Below are 15,771 nucleotides of genomic sequence, written 5' to 3'. Positions count from 1 at the left end.
AACTTCTTATTTTTTATTATCCGAAATTCCAACCAGGTAATCTAAGGTCACATCATAATATTTTGCAAGTGTTATTGCATAGGAAAGTGGCAATTCTCTAATGCCTTTTTCGTATCTACGATATACCTCTCTTTTACAATAAAGGATATCAGCAACATCCTGCTGGGTTAGATCATGGTCTACTCTCAAATCTTCTAATCTTTTCAGAAGCATTACGTTCCTCTCTTTGCGCGTGAAATGTTCAGACAATAAGTAGTGAAAATACACACTTTGTGAAAAAAATGTTAATTATCACCCTTTTCATTAGACAATGCTACCAAATGGTGGTACATTAATGCTGTAGATGCCACCATTCAGTTGTATTTAATACACGCAAAGGTTTGAATGGTGGTAAAAAATAACTCTTTCGTGCTACCGTGTGGTAGCATTGCATAAGCACGAGGGAGACTAATATTAAGGAGGGACTTTTCACATGACTAGAAACAAGAAACTAGTAAAACTCATGGCTGCTGGTGTGGCAGTTGCAACCATAGCATCATCTATGCCAGCAATGGCTGCTTTTGATGCTGATTTCTATGCAAAGCAGAATCCAGATGTTGTTGCTGCAGTTGGTACTTCTTCAAAGGCATTGGAGAATCACTACAACTTGTTTGGTAAGAACGAAGGCAGAATGTCTAGCGCTGATGATATGTCAGCATCTCCATTGTTTAAGATTTTTGATGCTGCATATTATGCAAAGCAGAATCCAGATGTTGCTAATGTATTTGGTTCTGATCCTGCAAAGCTTTTCCAGCATTTCATGATTTTTGGAATGAAGGAAGGTAGAAACATCAGTCCTTACTTTGATGTACAGGCATACAAGGCTGCATATCCAGATCTCCAGAAGGCATTTGGCGACAATATTGCTCTATATTATCAGCACTTTGCAACAGCTGGTATCAAGGAGCACAGAACAGCCGGTGGTTTCCCAGCTGAGAATATCCTTCCTAGCGGAGCTAAGGCAGTTACAGCTGCATCTTCTGGTTCTTCAGGTGGCGGCTCAGGTTCTTCAGGCGGTGGCTCAGCACCTTCAGGTGGTAGCACAGCACCTTCAGGTGGTTCTAGTGGCGGAATCGTTATTCCAGGAAGTGGAGATGCACAGAAGCAGGGAGCTATTAAGGCTAACACTGCAAGTCTTGATGCAGTCAATACCTCTTTAGCTGCTGAAATTAGTAGTTTGGATCGTACTGATGTAAATGCTGTTTTAAATACAATTAATAAAGCTCAGGCAGCACTTGATAATGCGAAAGCAAATAAAGAGGCTGCGGATGAATATGCAGCAGAAACTGCTGCAGCATATAAAGCAGCTGGGCTGGCACTCAAAAATGCACAAGATAATGCGATAAAAGACTTAGCTAGCGGAGACGTGGCAGCTGTAAAGACACTTACAGTTAATCCAACTACAGGAGATGTCACAGCTAGCGGTTCTACAGTTGCTGATGATTTATATAATAAGGCAAAAGCTCTACAAGGTGCGGAGAATGACTTGGTTAATGCTCAGGTGGCTTACGATAAGGCACTGGCTGATTTAAATTCTGCAAAGGCAGCAGCTTCAGATGCAGCAAAGGTTGTAGCATCGGCTCGAGCTAATGCAGCTAACCTTGTAAAGGCTGTAGATCCAGATGCTTATAGAGCTGTTGATCCTGATTCAACAGCCTCAGTAACAACAGCAATTACTGCTTTAGCAGCTGACCATGTCCTTAGTGATGCACAGACCGCTGTTTCTGCTTATCTTACAAATGGAAAAGTAGATGCAGATAAAGTAAAAACTGCAAAAGACACTGCTGCCAAAAACACACTTGCATCTTATCAAAGCGCATATGTAAGCAAATTAATTGCTGATTTTAAGGGTGACGACGAAACTGCTAAAGCGAATGCAAAGGTAAAACTTGAGTCAATTTTTGGTGGTACAATTTCACTTGATGGAACAGATGTTAAGATTAAAATCGGTGAGGATGCAGCTCGCAATCTAGATCCTTCTACAGGAACTGATAAAGCAAATCAGGAGAAGATTACTTCTGCAACCATTGGAAGCTTTACAACATCAGCTTTATCTAATAAGACTCTTTCAGTAGCAACAGCAGATGCCCAGAATCTTATTCAGGATGCTGTTGATGAGTTTGTTCTTGCAACTGACATAGATTCAAAGAAGGGTGAATTGGCTACTGCAGTTAGCACGCAGAGTAGTAAAGATGGTGGTGTAACAACTGCTCAAGGAACTCTTTCTAGTGCTACAACAGCTTTAACAGGTGCTGAAGCAGCATTAGAAACAGCAAAGGATGATTTGGAGAGTGCACAGGGTGCTTATGATAGCTATTATGCAGGTCTTGTGACAACTGCAGATGATGTAAATGATAACACAAGTACAACAGATGTTAATGAACATGATGAAGCTCTAGCAGTTGCAAATAAACAGAAAAAAGCAGGTGCTGATATTAAGAATCAAATTCAGAATGCTGGTACACTTGAAGCTGTAAAAGATGCGGCAGCTTCTGAGGCAAGTGATGCAGCACAGATTGTAAGCGATGCTAATGGCAATCTTGAGGCGGCAACAGGTGCAAATCCATAATTAGTATTATTCATTTATATATAAGAAAGATTTTTGGACTTATATACATACTGTAATGGTGAAATAATGAGGCACCCCGAGAAATCGGGGCGCCTCATCGCACGCTATTTATCAAATCGATCAAGGGAGAGTATATCATGACATTCAAATTGAAAACAGAAAATAAAGGAACAGGAAATAAAACAGTACGATTTCCACAGGATTTACTAAAAGAAATAGAAGAAGCCATTGAAGGGAAGGACGTGACTTTCTCAGCCTTTGTAGTCCAGGCTTGCCAATATGCTCTTGAAAATCTAGAGGATAAGGATTCTTAGAAATTGTATATGGAAATCAGCCAATATGCAGGTTTTTGATTTACATCAAAAACCTGCATATTTTATCGTAAAACAACGAGAATATATGACAGCAGATATATCATTGATGCATTGTGCATAACTCTTTTCTCTGCTAAAATGTCACCTAGCTAAATTATTAAAGGAGAAGAATGATTATGGATTTTAAGTTTAAAGATATCCCTTATGAGCGTCCATCAATTGATGCTTTTGAGAAGACAATTGCAGAGCTTATAGAGCGTCAGCAGGCTGCAAAATCTGGTGAGGAACAGTTTGAGATTCACAAGGAATTCTACAAGCTGGCCAATGATTTTGATACAGCATATAATATCGCCTACATCAGACATGATGCTGATAATACAGACGAATTCTATGAGAAAGAAAACGATTATTTTGATGAGGTTATCCCTAGATTAAGCAATGCAACTATTAAATATAACAATGTTCTTGCAGCATCACCATACAAGGATTTCCTTGAGACAAAGCTTGGACCAGTATTTTTTAAGAATGCTGAGCTTGATGCAAAATCTGTTAATGACGAGGTTATTCCTCTTATGCAGGAGGAGAATGCACTTGCTTCACGTTATGACAAGCTTATTGCTACTGCAAAGATTGAGTACGAAGGTGAGACCTATAACCTTTCTCTCATGACTCCATTTACAACTAACAAGGATCGTGAGGTTAGAAAGAAGGCTCAGAAGGCTGTTTCAGACTGGTTCATGAGTGTTACTCCTGAAATCGACGAAATCTATGACAAGATGGTAAAGAACAGAACTGAGCAGGCTAAGCTTTTAGGTTTTTCTTCTTACACAGAGCTTGCATATTGCAGAATGCACAGAAACAGCTACGGTCCAAAGGATGTAGAGAATTTCAGAAAGCAGATCAAGGAATACTTCGTTCCTTTCGTAGGAAAGCTTGCTGAAAAGCGTGCAAAAAGACTTGGTCTTGATAAGCTTCAGGCTACAGAGCTTGGTGTATATTTCAATGAAGGAAATCCAAAGCCAACCGGAACTCCAGAGGGAATCCTTAAGAGTGGACAGGATATGTACTCTGAGCTTAGCCCAGAGACAAAGGAGTTCATGAACTTCATGATGGAGCATGAATTATTTGATGTATTTGGTCGTAAGAATAAGGCAGCTGGTGGATACCAGACATACCTTGCAAACTATAAGGCTCCATTTATCTATGCAAACTTCAATGGAACAAGCGGTGACGTTGATGTTATCACACACGAGTGTGGTCATGCATTCCAGGCATATGTGGTTCGTGATGATGAGATTAATGAGCATAATGAGCTTGGTATGGAGACAGCGGAGATTCACTCAATGTCTATGGAATATTTCACATATGGATGGATGAAGAACTTCTTCGGAGACAGATTCGAGGATTACTTCGAGATGCATATTGAGGATGCCAGCACTTTCCTTCCATACGGAACAATGGTTGATGAGTTCCAGCATATCGTATACGACAATCCAGAAATGACTCCAGCCCAGCGTAAGGAAACATGGAAGAAGCTTGAGCAGCAGTACAGACCATACATTGATTTCTCTGAGAATGAGTTCTGGAATCTTGGTGGATTCTGGCAGAAGCAGCTTCACATCTTTGATGTGCCATTCTATTACATTGATTATGTACTTGCTTCAATCGTAGCAATGCAGTTTAAGGTATGGATGGATGAGGATTACAAGGAGGCATGGGAACATTATCTTGCCCTTTGCAAGCTTTCAGCCAGCGATTACTATACAAACATGCTTAAGAAGGTAGGACTTAAGACACCATTTGAGGATGGAGTAGTTAAGGAAATTGTAGATAAGTTTAGTGCGAAGATTTTTTAGTTATGAGAGTATTATTATTACGCCACGGACAGACAGATTTAAATGTTCAAAAAAGATTACAGGGTAGCTCTGACATCCCTCTCAATGAGAGGGGCCGTCAGCAGGCCCGTGAGACAAAGGAATTTTTAGATGGACTTGGAATTAAGGTTACAAGAATTATTTCCAGTCCTTTGGAGCGTGCCATTGAGACAGGCAGTCTCGCCACAGGCATTTCTATGAGCCAGATTGAGACAGATGATAATCTTATTGAGATGGCCTTTGGGGTTTGTGAGCAGAGAAATATGGGGGAAGAAGACCCGGGATTTTTACATCAGTGCTTCGACACTCCAGCAGACTATATTCCACCGGAGGGTGGCGAGGGCTATGATGAGGTTGTAGCCAGAGCAGGTGCTGTAGTTGAGAGAGTGCGAGGAATGATTTCTTCAGGCGATTTTTCAGAGGAGGATGTGCTTCTTCTTGTTAGTCACGGAGCTCTTAGCCACGGACTATTTGAGTATGTAAAGAAGACTCCTCGTGAAGCCTATTGGGATGTAGATTTCAACAACTGCGCTATAGCGGAACTGTTTTTGAGTGCCGACGGTAAAAGTGACGATTATAGGTTTGTTTCAGAAGGTTTTGAGAAAAACTGGTAGGTATTAGATTTATGAAAGCATATTTTGCAGGTGGATGCTTTTGGTGTGTCACACCTATTTATAAGATTTATGGAGTGGATTCTGTTGTTTGCGGCTATTCTGGTGGAGATGAGATTAATCCTTCTTATGAGGATGTAAAAGCTCAGAAGACTGGTCATAGAGAAACAATAGAATTGACTTATGATGAAAGCAATGTAGATTATGACAAATTGCTGGATATCTATTTAGCTAATGTAGACCCATTTGATGGGGAAGGACAGTACATCGACAAGGGTTTTTCTTATACCCTGGCAATTTATTACCAAAATGAGAAGGAGTTACAGCTTGCTCAGGAAAAGATTGCTGAGCTAGAAGCATCTTCTGGTAAGAAAACTCACATTGCACTGGAGCCTTTTAAGTCTTTTTATAAGGCAGAGGAAGAACATCAGGATTATTACTTAAAAAATCCAGAAGCCTTTGAGGAAGAGCTTAAAAGTAGCGGAAGAAAATAAGAAATTTAAAAGGACAGTCGGAAGCGTTGGGCTTCTAGCTGTCCTTTTTGTTTAGAAGTTACTTCCGTTCCATCCCCAATCTGATACAGGATGATAGGTTACATAAACTGAATTTCCAGGAATTCCAAGCTTTTCAGCAAAGAGCTCACAAATCTGCCCAGTAAGCTTATCATAGGATTCCTTTGGAGCATTGCCATAGAGGCTTACTGAAACATAAGCACCCTTATCAAGCTTCTTTCCTCCCAGCCACAAATCGTAGGCATCATCAATACCCACCATAAGGTAAGTCTCAGTTTTGTTAAGAGTTGTAATAAGCTTTCCAAGCTCGCTCTTAAGCTCTTCCTTCAGCTCAGCTGTAACTGGAACAGTAATTTTTGAATCAATAAATGGCATAACATATCTCCTTTCGTGTGTGAGTTTATATAGAATTATAATTCGCATTCAAAGAATTCAATGAGTGCGTTCACATTTAAGTCTGAATGCTCTACCTCTCTGGAGTACAGGTAAATCACCTGCTCCAGAGGGGTGTTTTTATCTGCTGCATGAAGCATCATAAGCCAGCGAGTGCTTTGCACTGCAATCATAGTGCGGGCGTAGATTTGGCCGTCATAAACAGCACCGCAGAAATATGTAAAGAGAAGAGATTCAAAAATCTTCTCAAATATGAATTCTGTGTCAGCATCTGGATACATGGCTGATTTCCAGGTTACAAAGTCAGAAGAGTTGTCGTTCCAGAAAGTCTTGGCACTGCGAATAGAATCGTGCCAAGATTCCTCCAAAACTTCCATATCAAGAAGTACATCCATGTTCTTGGTACAGTAGTCAAGTGATAAGATTGCACCAGTTCCAGCACAGTCAAACTCCTCATCAAAATTCACATCGTCCATATCAAAGATTAGGCCTTCATCATAGAGTCGCTGAAGTTTTAGCCCCATAGCTGCTATTAAACTCATTCTATCCTGAAGGGAAATGGTTTTAGATGCAGCAAGTCCGAGCATCTTATCTCTTGCATATTCCAATTTATCAAATAATAGAAAATCGTAATCTTCGAATTCTTCAGGATCATCAAGGGTATCATCTTCTGATTCCGTAAATGCGAATTCATAATCAGGCTCTAAAATCATGCGAGTAAATTCTGGGCAAGAGAGGGAAAGAGAATACTCCCTAATATCCTGAAATTCTTCCACATGTCTAGGGAACATCTTGCAAGTGTAGCAAAGCATATCTTCACCAAGAGTGGAATGCAAATCGCAAAGACCACTATCATTCAGCATGGCACAGCGGGTATTATTCTGCTTGAAGCAGCTTTCCTCAAAATTGATCGAGCCATTTAATTTGGCGCAAAAATCTCCATCAGCATTCTTGTATCTTTCTATGCTTTCTGCATCTATCATTATCTGCCAACCGACACAGCAGCTTTTAGGGCATTTATCGGCAATGCATTTGAAAGCATCATAACCATTTTGTTTTCTGTAAATCATTTGTTATCTCCTAATAAAACTGCCTTGATGTTACCATGTTTTTTTATTTTATGCTAGAATACACAGAGTAAGTTTAATGAAAGGTCGTGCAATTATGAATTTTCCAAAAGATCCAGTGATGCTTCTTTCTGTTGTGAATACAGCGCTGAGAGATCATTACACTACATTATATGCATTGATTGATGATACAGGAATTGATGAAGAGGAGTTGAAAGCAAAGTTAGCAAGCATCGATTATCATTATGATTCTGTTAAAAATCAGTTTAAATAGGGGGAGATTATGGGAAGGTTTTTTTCTGCGTTAGTCAAAACGTTATTAATATTGGTGTTGGTTCTTGCGGCTGGATGGTACGCTTTAGGCGAAGGAGGCCCTTTTGAGGAAAAAGGTCAGCAGTTGTTCGGTGCGTTTCAGGAGCAGAATAGTGATTTAGAACAATCTGTACAGGATTCTTCAGATGAAGATACAGTTCTCACCGTTGAAGAGGCTGGTATCGACCCAACCTCAGCAGTTGAACCATCACCTGCTCCAGAGGATTTAACAACAAAGATCGTTTTCACAGGTGATGTGGAGCTTAGCGAGTATGTTCAGTCAAACTACAGCTCGGCAGGTGTTGATGGTGTTGTTGCACCTGAAATAAAAGACTTGATGACAAACGCAACCTTTACAATGATTAACAACGAATTTTGTTTCTCAGAGAGAGGCCAAAAGGCTCCTGATAAGCAGTACACATTTAGAGTTAATCCATCATATGTAAGTTTGTTAAATGATTTGGGCGTTGATATAGCAGGCCTTGCCAATAACCATGTCTTGGATTTCGGCAGGGATGCTCTTACAGATACGTTTACAACTCTTACAAATGCGGGTATTGATTATACAGGCGCTGGAAATAGCTTAGATGATGCCAGCAAGCTTATCGTAAAGACGGATGCAAAGGGACGCACCTATGGATTTCTTGCAGCCAGTCATGTTATTCCAGTTGGAAGTTGGAATGTTTTAAATGCTCAGCCAGGAGAGTTTTGCTTCTATGATGAGACAGATTTACTTAATGCTATAAAGGCAGCAGATTCACAGGTAGATTACCTTTTTGTTATGGTTCACTGGGGTGTGGAGCACACTACTGAGCTCACAAGCTATCAACCAAATGATGGTCATAAATTTATTGATGCTGGTGCTGATGCAGTTATTGGTATGCACAGTCATTGTTTACAGCCAGTTGAGATGTACAATGGAAAGCCAATTTTCTACAGCCTTGGAAATTTCATATTTAATCAGAATATAAAGTCTGGTGGTGGTGGAGCAGTAGAGTTTGCAATCGATGAAAATGATAATGTAAGCTACAGGATTATTCCTATTACAGCCAGCGGTGCCTGCACCAGAGTGGATGCAGCTGGATTCAGCTATGTTGAGAGTATTTCGCACGGTGTGGCTGTTGATGGTAGTGGATACATCACAGTTAAATAAAAAAATGGCTTCCCCTTGAGGTGGCTATCTATATTTTATAATTTACTAAATCTAATAAATAAAATGCGATTAAGTAAATTATAGATTGATAGGCGCTTAAAAAAAATATAATTTACTTAATCTAATAAAAATTGATGGATTTAGTAAATTATAGAGGTGAATGGAAATGTTAGTAGCAAGAGAAAAAGAACAGCAAATATTGCAGGAAGCAATGTTATCATCACAGTCAAAGTTTATTGCAATTTATGGAAGAAGAGGAGTTGGAAAGACATTTTTAGTTAGAGAAGTATATGGAAAACAGCTATTTTTCTCACATACTGGTGTTGCAAACCAAAAGACTGCTGTTCAGCTTAATGCTTTTGCAGATTCGCTAAATTCTTATGGAATGAAATATTCTACACCGGCAAATTGGATAGATGCTTTTGGAATTTTAAAAGAAGAAATTGATAAGTCTAAAGAAAAAAAGAAGATTATATTTTTAGATGAATTATCGTGGATTGATACTGCTAGAAGTGATTTTATGGCCGCGTTGGAATTCTTTTGGAATGGGTGGGCTAGTGGAAGAAAAGATATTGTTTTGATAGTCTGTGCTTCATCGACATCGTGGATGATTAATAAGGTGGTTCATAATAGAGGAGGATTACATAATAGATTAACTGGACAAATTCATTTGAAGCCATTTCAGCTTGGTGATTGTGAAAAACTTATTAAATCCTATGGACTTTCAATGAGCCGTTCAGATGTACTTAACTGCTATATGATAATGGGTGGTGTTCCGTATTATTGGAGTCTTTTGAAAAAAGGATATAGCCTGTCTCAAAACATAGATACTATTTTCTTTGCGGATGATGCTCCTTTGAAAGATGAGTACAAGTATTTATACTATTCTCTTTTTAAAAATCCAGAAGTGTACATGTCCATTGTTAATGTTTTGGGCAAAAAGAAGAAGGGACTTACTCGTCAAGAAATAATAGATGGAGCAAAGCTAACAAACTCAGGAGCGGTTACAAAACAACTAGAAGAATTAGAGTTATGTGGTTTTATTCGTAAATATACAGAGTTTGGAAAAAAGAAAAAAGATGCGGTTTATCAATTGATAGATTCATTTACACTGTTTTACTATGCATTTATGGAGAAGAGACCAACTGATGAACACTTTTGGATGAATTCTATAGGAACGCCAAAGATTAATACCTGGCAAGGACTTGCATTTGAACGAATATGTATGCTTCATGTTGCTCAGATAAAGAAAAAGATGGAGATTGGTGGAGTTCTCACTGAGGAATATTCTTGGAGTTGTAGTGAAAATGAAGATGAAGGTATTTCAGGTGCTCAAATTGATTTGTTAATTTACAGAAAAGATCAGGTTATCAATATATGTGAAATGAAGTATTCTGATGGAATGTACATGATTAGTAAAACTGAGAGTGTAAAAATACAAAATAGGGTGACAGCATTTAGGCAATCTACCAAGACACGATGTGCTCTTCACCCAATTTTAGTTACAACTGTTGGATTAAAAGAAAACATTTACTCTGGTATGATTCAGGCAGTGATTACTATGGATGATTTGTTTGTCTAAGGCTAATAATAGTGAGTAATAATTGACAATAAATTAACAAAAATACAAAAAAGTACAAAATCAAAAACAATGCTCAAAACCACTGTTTTTTCATAAAAAAGTAGTATTATATCTTATGGTTTCAAAAAACTAACACCAAAGCACTTGGTGCGAATGGTTAACATACTTAAAGAAAGAAAAGAGGAAATTAATTATGGCAGGATTTGGAGCATTAATTGACATCCTTAAAAAGGATCCTAAGAAAATCGTTTTTACAGAGGGTACAGACCCACGTATTATTGAGGCATCTAGCCGTCTTCTTGGTTCAGATTTCCTTCAGCCAATTCTCATTGGTAAGGAAGAAGAGATTAAGGCAGCTGCAGAGGATGCAGGATTTAACATCCGTGGTGCAGTTATCATCGATCCAGAGAACTATGACAGATTTGATGAGATGTGTGAGCTTTTCTGCGAGCTTAGAAAGTCTAAGGGCGTTACAATGGAGCAGGCTAAGGCTACATGTTCAGCAGCCAACTACTTCGGTACAATGCTTGTAAAGATGGGCGTTGCTGATGCACTTCTTGGTGGTGCTACATACTCAACAGCTGATACTGTTCGTCCAGCACTTCAGGTTATTAAGACAAAGCCAGGCAACAGCATCGTATCTTCATGCTTCATCATGGTTCGTAACCATGCAACAGGTGATCGTGAAGTTCTTGCTATGGGTGATTGCGCTATTAACATCAAGCCTACAGCTGAGGAGCTTGCTGAGATTGCAGGCGAGACAGCAGCATGCGCTAAGATCTTCGGTATTGATCCAAAGATTGCTATGCTTTCATACTCAACACTTGGTTCTGGAAAGGGCGAGGATGTTGATAAGATGAATCAGGCTACAAAGCTTGCTAAGGAAAGATATCCTGAGCTTGATATCGATGGAGAGCTTCAGTTTGATGCTGCAGTTTCACCACGTGTTGCTAAGACAAAGTGCCCAGGCTCACCAGTAGCTGGTCACGCTAACACATTCATCTTCCCAGACATCAATGCTGGTAACATCGGTTACAAGATTGCACAGCGTCTTGGTGGATTCGATGCTTACGGTCCAATCCTTCTCGGACTTAACGCACCAATCAACGATCTTTCTAGAGGATGTAATGCTCAGGAAGTTTATTCTATGGCAATCATCACTGCTGCATTAGCATAATTTTAGAATGACTAAATTCCGCGACGGAAGTCGCGGAATTTTTTTAACGGAGATAATTTATGAGTAAATGGATATTACAAAGAAAAGCCGCAGATTATGCTGGACTTAGTACAAAGCTGGGAGTTGATCCAGTTTTAGTGCGTCTCATGGTTAATCGTGGTCTTAGTACATATGAGGAAATGGAAGAGTATCTTCACCCTACTCTGAATAATTTCCCAGATCCACATTTATTTGCAGACATGGATTTAGCCTGTGAGCTTCTCATGGAAGCCATTGATGAGGGCGTAAAGATTCGTGTGGTTGGAGATTATGATGTAGATGGAATTATGTCTACCTACATCCTTACCTCAGCTATCAGAGAAGCCGGCGGTGATGTGGATTATGCAGTTCCCCATAGAATGGTGGATGGCTACGGAATTAATCCAGACATGGTACAGCAGGCTTATGATGATGGTGTTGGATTTATTATCACCTGTGACAATGGTATTGCGGCAGCTCCTGCTATCGATTTGGCGAAAGAGCTTGGTATGACTTTTGTTGTAACAGACCATCATGAGGTTCCCTTTGAGCTTGATGCTGATGGTGAGACAAAGCTTCAGAAGCTTCCAAAGGCAGATGCAGTTGTAGACCCAAAGCGTGATGATTGTAATTATCCATTTAAGGGTATTTGTGGTGCCCAGGTAGCATGGAAGCTTGCAGAGGTTCTCTTTGAATTTCTTGGACTTGAGAAGGAGGAATCAGATAAATTCCTCCAGTTTGCAGCTATCGCTACCGTCTGTGATGTTATGGAGCTTAAAGGTGAGAACCGCGCTACTGTTTATCATGGAATAAAGGCTATTGAGGCTACGGATAACATTGGAATTAATGCACTCTTAGCTCGCAATGAGCTTAAGGGAAAGCCTCTCAGCTGTTATCACCTGGGATTTATTATCGGTCCTTGCCTCAATGCAAGCGGTCGTCTTGATACAGCTGGACGTGCTATTGAGCTTCTTATGGAAACAGACCAGGGTAAGGCACTTGCCATGGCAAACGAGTTGGTTGAACTCAATTCCCAGAGAAAGAATATGACTCAGCTTGGTATTGATAAAGCTAGAGATATGATAGAAAATAGCGACCTGAGTAAGGATCGTGTCCTTGTAATCTATATCCCAGAATTACATGAGAGTCTTGCTGGTATTGTTGCTGGGAGAATTAGAGAGAATTACAGTAAGCCAGTGCTTGTTATCACAGATGCCGAAGAGGGTGCAAAGGGAAGTGGACGTTCTATTCCGGCTTACAATATGTTCGAAGAGCTTACAGGCGTTAAGGACGTATTTACGAAGTTTGGTGGACATCCTATGGCTGCTGGAGTGTCACTTCCAAAAGAGAAGATTGATGAGCTTCGCACTCGACTTAACGAACGTTGTACTTTGACAGAGGACGATATGCAGGAGGTTATAAAGATTGACTGTGATATGCCTCTTTCGTATATCAACGAAGCCTTGGTGGATTCCATAGATATGCTGGCACCTTTTGGTACCGGAAATACGAAGCCATTGTTTGCCTTGAAAAACGTGCCTATTCTTAAGGCTGCCTACATAGGAAAAGAAGGTCAGTATCTTAGATTGACGGTAGGTACTGAAAACGGAAATACGATGACAGCTATGATGTTTAGAAATGTTCCGGAATTTGAGGAAGCAGTAAATCAGAAATTCGGAGCGGAAGCATGGACAAGAGTCTGTGCAGGTCAGAGTGTAGGAGTTACTATGGATATCATTTACGAGCCATCTATAAATGAGTTCCGTGGCAACCGTAGCATACAGATTATGATTGAAAATTTTAAATAAAAAAATAAGAGTTTTGCTTGGGATTGCAGGCAAAACTCTTTCTTTTTTATTTTCTTATTATGTCTCTGATAAGATGTATAATACCGATGATTATTCCACGTATTAAGGCAAATATCAGGAACATCAGCAAAAAGCCCCATACGCCAAAAACGATATCTTCAAAATCCATTACACCAGAGTGGGTAATCTTTTGTCCGATTTCAATTGCGAAGGTTATGAGAATTATCAACGTAAATACGTATATCCAACTGATGGCAAGGACATGGTTTGTCTTTGCTAAAAGTGTAAATAGTGGGTGGACAATAAAAATCATTGCCATACCAATAATACCGATTACGATAAAGTGAAGCTGTTTGTCTGTTAGATTTGCTTCGTATGCGTCATTCAATGACAAAATATATGTATGTGCCTCTGTAATTATGTCTAAAATGCCATATAAAAATGTGTTCATAAATTGCCTCCTCTGTGTTAAAATCTTCCCTAGAAATACTTTATAGGGAGGATATTTTCTATGGGAAATGTTTTAGTAGCTCAATCTGGTGGTCCTACTGTGGCTATCAATGCCAGCCTTGCTGGTGTCATCGAGGGAACCCTTGGTTCTAGATATGACAAGATTTACGGCTCTATCAATGGCATTCTCGGAATCAAGAATGACAATGTTATTGACCTAACAGCTGTCGTAGCTAATGATCCACGTTTTCTTAAGCGTCTTAAAACAACTCCTGCAATGTATCTTGGCTCATGCCGATTCAAGCTTCCTAGCGTAGACTCAAATGATCCTATCTATAATATCCTATTTGACCAATTTAACAAATATCAAATCGAAGCCTTTTTCTACATTGGTGGAAATGATTCGATGGATACAGTAGACAAGCTTTCTGCTTATGCTGCTAAGATTGGTTCAAGTATCAGGTTTGTAGGTGTACCAAAGACCGTTGATAACGATCTTTGCGTTACAGATCATACACCAGGATTCGGTTCAGCGGCAAAATACATTGCAACTTCTACAATGGAGGTTATCTTCGATGCACAGATTTATGACAATCCTAGTGTCACAATCATCGAGGTAATGGGTAGAGATGCAGGATGGCTTACAGCTGCTACAGCTCTCGCAAAGAACGAGTGCTGCGATGGTCCAGACCTTATCTACTTGCCAGAGGTTCCATTTGACAGGGATAAGTTCATCGAGGACTTGGCAAATCTTCTTAAGGAGAAGAACAACATTGTAGTTGCTGTTTCTGAGGGAATCAGAGATGACAAAGGCGAGTACATTTCAGCTGCTACAGGAACATTAGACAATTTCGGACATGCACAGCTTTCAGGTGCAGGAAAGACTTTAGAGTACCTTGTTAAGGATAAATTGGGGGTTAAGGTTCGCTCTATCGAAGTTAATGTTTTACAGCGTGCAGCTGCACATATGTCCAGCCTTACAGATATCAACGAGTCAGAAGCTATCGGCAAGAAGGCTGTTGATATTGCAGAAGAGGGTGTTACAGGCGCTATGGTAACAATGGAGCGTATCAGTAATGCACCTTATGAAATTAAGCTTAATTATGCGAAGATTCATGATATTGCCAACGAGGCGAAGGAAGTGCCACAGGATTGGATTAATCCCGAGCACAATGGTGTAACCTCTGATATGGTGATGTACTTGAAGCCGCTTGTAATTGGACTTCCGGATGTGGAGTACAAGGATGGACTTCCAGTATACGTTTCTCGCGAAAACTAGAAACTAAATAACATTTAATTGCAGTCTGTTGTAATCTCTTTCCTCTAAAAGATTGAGGACGCGACGTGCGTGAGAGTACTGAGTGCGATTGATGGAAATAACACAGACTTTATTGGCACCGTGGTAATTTCTTCTTCTGAAGAATGGAACACGGTGCCAATTTTTTGAAAATGGCACTGACTGTTCTAATAAAAGATCTGAAGTGCGATTAGATACGATGCGATTGGTAGTCTTGCAGAGGACTATATCTTTTCCACAATTCTTTGAAATCTTAGGTTTTCTTTTCATTTCTAACTAACCTTTCAATAACTTTTAATTCACCTGAATATCAATTTTTTTTCCCATGGAATCAGCAACCTTAACGAGAAAGTCCAGAGACGGATTGTATTTGCCGCTTTCCATTCGGGAGATGTTAGATTTTTTTGTGCCTGCTCTCTCGGCTACAGCCTCCTGAGTGAGATGCAGGGAATGTCGGGTGTCACGAAGCTGCCGGGCGATGGAATGACGCGCCTCCAAAGCCTGGGGTGTGACAACTCCATCAGAATATCGATTCTTCATAGTTCACCTCATGCTAATATGTTATCATATATGATAACATAAAACAATGGACTTC

General features: G+C 39.8%; 17 protein-coding genes. 11 read left to right on the top strand and 6 right to left on the bottom strand.

The window, feature by feature from the left end:
• Positions 1-6 precede the first annotated feature (6 nt).
• Entirely contained in the window at positions 7-213 is a 207-nt protein-coding gene (locus tag BMZ41_RS07650) for a helix-turn-helix domain-containing protein (protein ID WP_090528347.1), read from the bottom strand.
• 259 nt (positions 214-472) lie between these two features.
• On the opposite strand from BMZ41_RS07650, the gene BMZ41_RS07645 reads away from it, so the two are divergent.
• From BMZ41_RS07645 to msrA, 5 genes are all read left to right on the top strand, one after another.
• Positions 473-2,608: a hypothetical protein gene (locus tag BMZ41_RS07645; RefSeq protein WP_090528344.1), complete on the top strand. Its 2,136-nt coding sequence runs from the start codon at positions 473-475 to the stop codon at positions 2,606-2,608.
• 137 nt (positions 2,609-2,745) lie between these two features.
• Positions 2,746-2,922: a YlcI/YnfO family protein gene (locus BMZ41_RS15595; protein WP_090528341.1), complete on the top strand. Its 177-nt coding sequence runs from the start codon at positions 2,746-2,748 to the stop codon at positions 2,920-2,922.
• Positions 2,923-3,098: 176 nt separating this feature from the next.
• On the top strand, positions 3,099-4,778 hold the full coding sequence (locus BMZ41_RS07635; RefSeq protein ID WP_177184176.1) for a M3 family oligoendopeptidase: 1,680 nt from the start codon (positions 3,099-3,101) through the stop codon (positions 4,776-4,778).
• Positions 4,779-4,780: 2 nt separating this feature from the next.
• Positions 4,781-5,410: a histidine phosphatase family protein gene (locus BMZ41_RS07630; protein WP_090528336.1), complete on the top strand. Its 630-nt coding sequence runs from the start codon at positions 4,781-4,783 to the stop codon at positions 5,408-5,410.
• An 11-nt stretch (positions 5,411-5,421) separates the two neighbouring features.
• On the top strand, positions 5,422-5,901 hold the full coding sequence (gene msrA, locus BMZ41_RS07625) for a peptide-methionine (S)-S-oxide reductase MsrA (RefSeq protein WP_015550922.1): 480 nt from the start codon (positions 5,422-5,424) through the stop codon (positions 5,899-5,901).
• 51 nt (positions 5,902-5,952) lie between these two features.
• On the opposite strand, the gene BMZ41_RS07620 is transcribed toward msrA, so the two are convergent.
• Both BMZ41_RS07620 and fliB read right to left on the bottom strand, forming a co-directional pair.
• Entirely contained in the window at positions 5,953-6,294 is a 342-nt protein-coding gene (locus BMZ41_RS07620; protein ID WP_090168260.1) for a phenylpyruvate tautomerase MIF-related protein, read from the bottom strand.
• Between the two features lie 35 nt (positions 6,295-6,329).
• The gene (gene fliB, locus BMZ41_RS07615; protein WP_090528333.1) at positions 6,330-7,382 is read right to left on the bottom strand and encodes a flagellin lysine-N-methylase; all 1,053 of its coding nucleotides are present in this window, start codon (positions 7,380-7,382) and stop codon (positions 6,330-6,332) included.
• A 94-nt stretch (positions 7,383-7,476) separates the two neighbouring features.
• Here fliB and BMZ41_RS07610 point away from each other — a divergent pair, with 94 nt between their 5' ends.
• From BMZ41_RS07610 to recJ, 5 genes are all read left to right on the top strand, one after another.
• Positions 7,477-7,653 carry a DUF4250 domain-containing protein gene (locus BMZ41_RS07610; protein ID WP_090168412.1) on the top strand — a complete coding sequence of 59 codons (177 nt, stop codon included), beginning with the start codon at positions 7,477-7,479 and terminating at the stop codon, positions 7,651-7,653.
• 9 nt (positions 7,654-7,662) lie between these two features.
• The gene (locus BMZ41_RS07605; RefSeq protein WP_090168256.1) at positions 7,663-8,844 is read left to right on the top strand and encodes a CapA family protein; all 1,182 of its coding nucleotides are present in this window, start codon (positions 7,663-7,665) and stop codon (positions 8,842-8,844) included.
• A gap of 166 nt (positions 8,845-9,010) precedes the next feature.
• Complete coding sequence (locus BMZ41_RS07600) at positions 9,011-10,426, top strand: AAA family ATPase (RefSeq protein ID WP_090528330.1); 1,416 nt, start codon at positions 9,011-9,013, stop codon at positions 10,424-10,426.
• Positions 10,427-10,619: 193 nt separating this feature from the next.
• A complete protein-coding gene (gene pta, locus BMZ41_RS07595) occupies positions 10,620-11,603 on the top strand; it encodes a phosphate acetyltransferase (protein ID WP_090168252.1) in 984 nt (327 codons plus the stop codon).
• Between the two features lie 59 nt (positions 11,604-11,662).
• Positions 11,663-13,429, top strand: coding sequence for a single-stranded-DNA-specific exonuclease RecJ (recJ, locus tag BMZ41_RS07590; RefSeq protein ID WP_090528327.1), 1,767 nt, complete (start codon positions 11,663-11,665; stop codon positions 13,427-13,429).
• A gap of 46 nt (positions 13,430-13,475) precedes the next feature.
• Here recJ and BMZ41_RS07585 read toward each other — a convergent pair whose 3' ends face one another.
• Positions 13,476-13,880, bottom strand: a complete 405-nt coding sequence (locus BMZ41_RS07585; protein ID WP_090168249.1) for a hypothetical protein — start codon at positions 13,878-13,880, stop codon at positions 13,476-13,478.
• A 60-nt stretch (positions 13,881-13,940) separates the two neighbouring features.
• Here BMZ41_RS07585 and BMZ41_RS07580 point away from each other — a divergent pair, with 60 nt between their 5' ends.
• A complete protein-coding gene (locus BMZ41_RS07580) occupies positions 13,941-15,158 on the top strand; it encodes a 6-phosphofructokinase (protein WP_090168247.1) in 1,218 nt (405 codons plus the stop codon).
• 3 nt (positions 15,159-15,161) lie between these two features.
• Here BMZ41_RS07580 and BMZ41_RS15435 read toward each other — a convergent pair whose 3' ends face one another.
• Positions 15,162-15,446 (bottom strand): hypothetical protein, encoded by a 285-nt coding sequence (locus BMZ41_RS15435; protein ID WP_143002007.1) that lies wholly within the window; start codon positions 15,444-15,446, stop codon positions 15,162-15,164.
• Positions 15,447-15,470: 24 nt separating this feature from the next.
• On the bottom strand, positions 15,471-15,716 hold the full coding sequence (locus tag BMZ41_RS07575) for a helix-turn-helix transcriptional regulator (protein ID WP_090168246.1): 246 nt from the start codon (positions 15,714-15,716) through the stop codon (positions 15,471-15,473).
• Between the last annotated feature and the right edge of the window lie 55 nt (positions 15,717-15,771).

It is taken from the genome of Pseudobutyrivibrio sp. UC1225, from assembly GCF_900115215.1.
GTDB lineage: Bacteria > Bacillota > Clostridia > Lachnospirales > Lachnospiraceae > Pseudobutyrivibrio.
The sequence above is the reverse complement of the archived record's forward strand: the minus strand, read 5'-3'. Positions and strand labels throughout refer to the sequence as shown.